The organism is Aquibium sp. A9E412, from assembly GCF_030398335.1.
Lineage (GTDB): Bacteria > Pseudomonadota > Alphaproteobacteria > Rhizobiales > Rhizobiaceae > A9E412.
Genome location: NZ_JAOAOP010000050.1, coordinates 22,640 through 28,782, shown reverse-complemented (window position 1 = coordinate 28,782; position 6,143 = coordinate 22,640). Strand labels below are relative to the sequence as shown.

The following is a 6,143-nucleotide window of genomic DNA, read 5'->3' as shown; positions in this document are numbered from 1 at the left end:
CTCGACGTCGTCCTCCTGGTCGACGTCGTCGGCCGAGGCGTCGGCGGACTCGGTCTCGCCCGCCTCCTCCTCCTCGCTGGCGCTGTCGGCGTCGTCGGCGCGCTCCTGCTCGCTGCCGGATTCCTGCTCGCCGCCCTCTTCGGAGCTGTCCTCGCCCTCGGGCTGCTCCTCGTCGCTCTCGCTGTCCTCGGCCTGCTCGTCCTCGCCGAGCTCCTCGGCCATCTCCATCGCCACCAGCATGTCGCGCACGCCGCGCGCGAAGGCCTGCTGGTCGTCGAGCTTGTCGAGCAGCCCGTCGATGTCGGCGCCGGCCTTCTCCTCGACCCAGGAGCGCCACAGGTCGACCAGCCGCTCGCCGCTCTTCGGCGCGGCGCGACCGGTCAGCTTCTCGCGCACCATCAGCGCGATCGCCTCCTCGATCGGCGCATCGGCGCGGTCGGCGACGCCGGCCAGGTTGGCGCGCGCGTACTTGTCCTCGAGCATGGCGTCGAGATTGTCCGCCACGCCCTGCATGGCGCGGCTGCCGATCGCCTCGACGCGCGCCTGCTCGACGGCGTCGTAGACGGCCCGCGCCTGGTTGCCCTCGGGCGCCAGCCGGGTGTGCACCTGGCTGTCGTGGCAGGCGCGCCGCAGCGCCATGGAATCGCCGAGCCCGCGCGTCACCCCGACGTCCTGCGCCGTCGGCTTCTTGGGCAGGTCGGGCAGCCGCGCGCGGTTGCCGACCAGCGCCGGCTTGTCCTTGGAGAAGCTGACCTCGAGGTCGTGGTCGCCGGCCACCGCGCGCATGCACAGCGTCAGCGCCCGCTTGAAGGCGTCGCCGTCGCCGGCCCCCTTGGGCCGGCCGCGCGTGTTGTCGCCCGGTCCCGCCATCGCCGCCGTCAGGTCAGGACGACGTTGGCCGCCGATTCCGGCAGCTCCTCGCCGAACGCCCGCTGGTAGAACTCGGCGACGACCGCCCGCTCGAGCTCGTCGCACTTGTTCAGGAAGGTGAGGCGGAAGGCGAAGCCGACGCTGCCGAAGATCTCGGCGTTCTCGGCCCACATGATGACCGTGCGCGGGCTCATCACCGTCGACAGGTCGCCGTTCATGAAGGCCGAGCGCGTCATGTCGGCGACGCGCACCATCTTGCCGACGATCTCGCGGCCCTTGTCGTTGCGGTAGTGCTTGGCCTTGGCGACGACGATCTCGACCTCGTCGTCGTGCGGCAGGTAGTTGAGCGTGGTGACGATCGACCAGCGGTCCATCTGCGCCTGGTTGATCTGCTGCGTGCCGTGGTAGAGGCCCGTCGTGTCGCCGAGGCCGATCGTGTTGGCCGTGGCGAACAGGCGGAAGGCGGGATGCGGCCGGATGACGCGGCTCTGGTCGAGCAGGGTGAGCCGGCCCGACGATTCCAGCACCCGCTGGATGACGAACATGACGTCCGGCCGGCCGGCGTCGTACTCGTCGAACACCAGCGCCACGTTGTGCTGATAGGCCCACGGCAGGATGCCGTCGCGGAACTCGGTGACCTGCATGCCCTCCTTGACGACGATGGCGTCCTTGCCGACGAGGTCGATGCGGCTGACATGGCTGTCGAGGTTGATGCGCACGCACGGCCATTTGAGGCGGGCGGCGACCTGCTCGATATGCGTCGACTTGCCGGTGCCGTGGTAGCCCGACACCATGACCCGGCGGTTGTAGGCGAAGCCCGACAGGATGGCGAGCGTGGTCTGCCGGTCGAAGCGGTAGTCCGGATCGAGATCCGGCACATGCTCGTCGGCCTCCGAATAGGCCGGTACCACCATCTCGGAGTCGAAACCGAACGTCTCCTTCACCGACACGGTGGTGTCGGGCAGGTTGGCCATGTCGCGGTCGATCTTGTTCATCATGCCTCCAGCGCGCAGGGGGTCGGTCTGCGCGGCGTCCTTCGGGTGCGGGGCTGTCTTATCCAATGCGCGGGCCTAACACAAACCTGCCTGCCGGAGCACGCGATAGGCCTGGATGACCTCGCGGAACCGGCCTTCGGAGCCTCTGTCGCCGCCGTTCGCATCGGGGTGGTGACGCTTGACCAGCTCTTTATAGCGCGCCTTGATCTCGCTGCCAGCCGCCTCGCCGCCCAGGCCCAGCGTTTCCAGCGCCTTGGCCTCCAGCGGCTTGAGCCGCCGCCGGCGCGGCGCCGGCCGCTCGCCCTGGCCGCCGAACAGACCGAACGGATCGCCGATCCGGTTGTAGTAGCCGGCCGCACCCGAGCGCAGCGGCGAGAAGTCGGCCGCCGCGGCATGACCGTTGTCGTTGCCGCCGATGCGCCAGGTCGGCCGGTGCCCGGTGAGCGCCTCCTTCTGCAGCCGCGCCACCTCGGCGTCGGCCATGCCGGAGAAGTAGTTGTAGGCCTTGTTGTACTGGCGCACATGGTCGATGCAGAAGCGGAAGTACTCGCCCTCCTTCTTGCGCCCGACAGGCGCACGGTAGAGCCCCGCCTCGGCGCAGCCGTCCCACTGGCAACGCGGCGCGCGCGCCTTCAGTTCCGCGTCGGGATCGGGCCGGATTCGGATCTTCTCGAAATATTTCGAGTTCGATTTCATGCGGGTTCCGCGCTGGCAAATCAGGGGGATTATGTCGGCATCGGGCCGCGATACAAGAATTGACTTTTCGCCGCCGATCGCCCTACTGCGGACCCGCCGGGGCCGGCAAGGCGCGCTCCGGCCGCATATGGGGTCGGGAGAGCGGCATGTCCATGAAGGCGACCATCGAAAGCAAGCTTCAGGCGGCCTTCGCGCCCGAGCGCCTCGAGGTGCGCGACGAAAGCCACCTGCATGCCGGCCACCACCATGCCGAAGCCGGCCGCGACGCGGTGTTCGACGGCAGCGGCGAGACCCATTTCCGCGTCCGCATCGTCGCCTCGGCCTTCGCGCCGATGAGCCGCGTCGAGCGCCACCGCGCCGTCAACGCCGCCCTCGCCGACGAGCTTTCCGGCGGCGTGCATGCGCTCGCCATCGAGCCGGCCGCGCCGGGCGAGGCGGTGCGCTGGTAGCCGCCTGGCCGCGCGCACCCGCACGGGGCGCGCTGCCCTGACGCCGCGCCGGCGCCTCAGGCGCTTTCCAGCGGCCGGATCCGCAGCCGCGTGATGCGGTTCTTGTCGCGCTTCATGACGATGAAGCGCTTGCCGTGGAAGGTGAAGGCCTGCTTCTCGTCGGGGATGGTCTGCGTCTCGTGGATGACGAGGCCGGCGATCGTCGTCGCCTCCTCGTCCGGCAGCGACCAGTCGAGCGCCCGGTTGAGGTCGCGGATCGGCACCGAGCCGTCGACGACCACCGAGCCGTCCGCCTCCTGGCGCACGCCCTGCATCTCGACGTCGTGCTCGTCGGCGATCTCGCCGACGATCTCCTCGATGATGTCCTCCAGCGTGACCAGGCCCTCCACCTCGCCATACTCGTCGACGACGATGGCGATGTGCGCCTTGCGCCTGAGGAAGGCGTTGAGCTGGTCCTGCAGCGAGGTGGTGTCGGGCACGAACCAGGGCTTCGACGCGACCTTGAGGATGTCGATCTGCGAGAAGTCGTTGGCCACGTCGTTGAGCGCGCGCAGCAGATCCTTGGCGTGCACCACGCCGACGATGTTCTCCGTCGAGCCGCGCCAGATGGGAATGCGCGTGTAGGGGCTGCGCAGGATGTCGCGCACCACCGCTTCGGGCGCCTCGTCGGCGTTGACCGAGCGCATGTTGGTGCGATGGATCATCACGTCGGAGACCTCGAGCTCGTGCAGGTCGAGCAGCCCGCCGACGCGGTCGCGGTCCTGCTTGACCACGCCGCCCTCGCGGTGCAGCACCTCGACCGTGCCGCGCAGCTCCTCGTGCGCCGAAAGCAGCGGCGCCTCGCGCGAGAAGTCGACGCGGAACAGCGACAGCAGGCCGCGCACGATCAGGTTGGCGAGGCTCGACAGGCCGCCGAACAGCAGGAACACCAGCCGCGCGAAGGGCGAGACGAACAGCGCGAAGCGCTCGGGCCGCGACAGCGCCAGCGACTTGGGCAGGATCTCGGCGAAGATCACCAGCATCACCGTCATGGCGATGGTGGCATAGACGACGCCGGCCTCGCCGAACAGCGACAGCAGCAGGCTGGTGGCCAGCGCCGAGGCGAGGATGTTGACCAGGTTGTTGCCGATCAGCAGCGCGCCGACCATGCGGTCGCGCCGCTCGATCAGCCGGCCGACCAGGCCGGCGCGCGCCTCGCCCTGCGCCTCCAGCGTGTGCAGCCGGGCGCGCGAGACCGCGGTGATGCCGGTCTCGGTGCCGGAGAAGAAGAAGGACAGCACGATCAGAAGCAGGATCGCGCCGCCGGTGAGGTAGACCTCGATGGTCATCGCGCAAGGTTCTCCCGGAGAAAGGCGAGCACCTCCGATGCCGGCACGTCGCGTGCCACGAAGGCGCTGCCGATGCCGCGCGTCAGGATGAAGGTGAGCGCGCCGCGCGCCACCTTCTTGTCCTGCGCAATATAGGCGAGCAGGCCCTCGGCGTCAGGCAGCGCGCCGGGAATGTCGGCGATGCGCGTCGGCAGGCCGGCCGCGCCCAGATGGCGCTCGACGCGCGCCGCGTCGTCGGGGCTGGCGAGATTCATGCGGGCGGAGAAGCGGTGCGCCAGCGCCATGCCGATCGCCACGCCCTCGCCGTGCACCAGCCGCGCGCCGTCGTAGCCGCAGGCCGCCTCCAGCGCGTGGCCGAAGGTGTGGCCGAGATTGAGCAGCGCCCGGTCGCCGGTCTCCAGCTCGTCGCGCGCGACGATCTCCGCCTTGGCCCGGCACGACCGGGCGATCGCCTCCGCCCGCGCCGCGCCGCCGGCAAACACCGCCGCCCGGTTGGCCTCCAGCCAGGCGAAGAAGTCGGGCCTGTCGATCAGGCCGTACTTCACGACCTCGGCATAGCCGGCGCGGAACTCGCGCAGCGGCAAAGTGTCGAGCACCTGCGTGTCGGCCAGCACCAGGCGCGGCTGGTGGAAGGCGCCGACCAGGTTCTTGCCGTGCGGCGTGTTGATGCCGGTCTTGCCGCCGACGGAGGAATCGACCTGGGCGAGCAGCGAGGTGGGCACCTGCACGAGCGCCATGCCGCGCCGCACGATCGCCGCGGCGAAGCCGGCCAGGTCGCCGACGACGCCGCCGCCGAGCGCGACCACCGCGTCGCCGCGCTCGAGCCGCGCGGCGAGCAGCGCTTCGACCACGCGCTCCAGCGTCGCGAAGCTCTTGGAGCGCTCGCCGGGCTCGACCGTCACGGTCTGTGCGGCGATGCCGGCGGCCGCCAGCGCCTCGCTCAGCGCCGCCAGATGATGCGTCGCGACGGTGCGGTCGGTGACGACGGCCGCGCGCGCGCCCGGCAGCCGGGCGGCGATCGTGCGCCCCGCCCCGGCGATGAGCCCGGCGCCGATCAGGATGTCGTAGGAGCGCGCGCCGAGACCGACCGGAACGCGCGTCGGGCCGTCCTGCGCGACGCTCACGGCCGCGCCGCCGGTTCGGCGCCGGCGCGCGCCAGGTAGCCGTCGAGCGCGGCCAGCGCCTCGGCCGCGATCACCTCCTTGGGCTCGTCGCGCGTCGGCACCGTGATGTCGGCCTCGCCGTAGACGGGGTAGCGCCGCTCCATCAGCTCGCGCATCACCGCGCGCGGGTCCGGCGCCTTGAGCAGCGGCCGGTTCTGCCGCTTGGCGACGCGCTCCATCAGCGTGTCGAGATCGGCCTTCAGCCACAGCGACACGCCGTGCCGGGCGACGGCGCGACGGGTGCGCTCGTCGACGAAGGCGCCGCCGCCGGACGCCAGCACCTGCGGCCCGTCCTTCAGGAGCCGCGCGATGACGCGACGCTCGAGCGAGCGGAACTCGCGCTCGCCATAGCGCTCGAACAGGTCCGGAATGCTCATGCGCGACACCGTTTCGATCTCGTGATCGCTGTCGACGAAGGGCAGCGCCAGCGCCTGCGCCATCTTGCGCCCGATCGCCGACTTGCCCGCCCCCATCAGGCCGACGAGCACGATCGTGCGGCGGCCGAGCCGGGCGACGAGCCGGTCGCGCTCGGCCGAGGTAGGAAGGGCCGTCATCATCTTGCGCTCTCTCCGCCGCGCTTTCGACATGAAAAGCCCGGTGGCGTCAAGCGGCCGGCGGCGGGCTTGCATTGCCGCAGCCGCC

Annotated in this window: 6 protein-coding genes and 1 pseudogene; 1 reads left to right on the top strand and 6 read right to left on the bottom strand. The window is 70.8% G+C overall.

Annotated features, from left to right (window positions below):
- The 3 genes and pseudogenes from N1F89_RS15630 to N1F89_RS15620 all read right to left on the bottom strand — a co-directional run.
- Positions 1-870: pseudogene (locus N1F89_RS15630) on the bottom strand (cobaltochelatase subunit CobT); the annotation flags it as partial.
- A gap of 8 nt (positions 871-878) precedes the next feature.
- Positions 879-1,865, bottom strand: coding sequence for a cobaltochelatase subunit CobS (gene cobS, locus N1F89_RS15625; RefSeq protein ID WP_290085162.1), 987 nt, complete (start codon positions 1,863-1,865; stop codon positions 879-881).
- 75 nt (positions 1,866-1,940) lie between these two features.
- Positions 1,941-2,561, bottom strand: coding sequence for a J domain-containing protein (locus N1F89_RS15620; protein WP_290085161.1), 621 nt, complete (start codon positions 2,559-2,561; stop codon positions 1,941-1,943).
- A 146-nt stretch (positions 2,562-2,707) separates the two neighbouring features.
- Here N1F89_RS15620 and N1F89_RS15615 point away from each other — a divergent pair, with 146 nt between their 5' ends.
- Positions 2,708-3,010, top strand: a complete 303-nt coding sequence (locus tag N1F89_RS15615) for a BolA family protein (protein WP_290085159.1) — start codon at positions 2,708-2,710, stop codon at positions 3,008-3,010.
- 56 nt (positions 3,011-3,066) lie between these two features.
- On the opposite strand, the gene N1F89_RS15610 is transcribed toward N1F89_RS15615, so the two are convergent.
- From N1F89_RS15610 to N1F89_RS15600, 3 genes are read right to left on the bottom strand one after another with little or no spacing between them, the layout of a single operon-like run.
- Complete coding sequence (locus tag N1F89_RS15610; RefSeq protein WP_290085158.1) at positions 3,067-4,338, bottom strand: HlyC/CorC family transporter; 1,272 nt, start codon at positions 4,336-4,338, stop codon at positions 3,067-3,069.
- Positions 4,335-5,462: a 3-dehydroquinate synthase gene (aroB, locus tag N1F89_RS15605; RefSeq protein WP_290085156.1), complete on the bottom strand. Its 1,128-nt coding sequence runs from the start codon at positions 5,460-5,462 to the stop codon at positions 4,335-4,337. Before aroB ends, N1F89_RS15610 begins: the two co-directional genes overlap by 4 nt.
- On the bottom strand, positions 5,459-6,058 hold the full coding sequence (locus N1F89_RS15600) for a shikimate kinase (protein ID WP_290085154.1): 600 nt from the start codon (positions 6,056-6,058) through the stop codon (positions 5,459-5,461). The genes aroB and N1F89_RS15600 overlap by 4 nt, the downstream gene beginning before the upstream one ends.
- Positions 6,059-6,143: the final 85 nt, after the last annotated feature.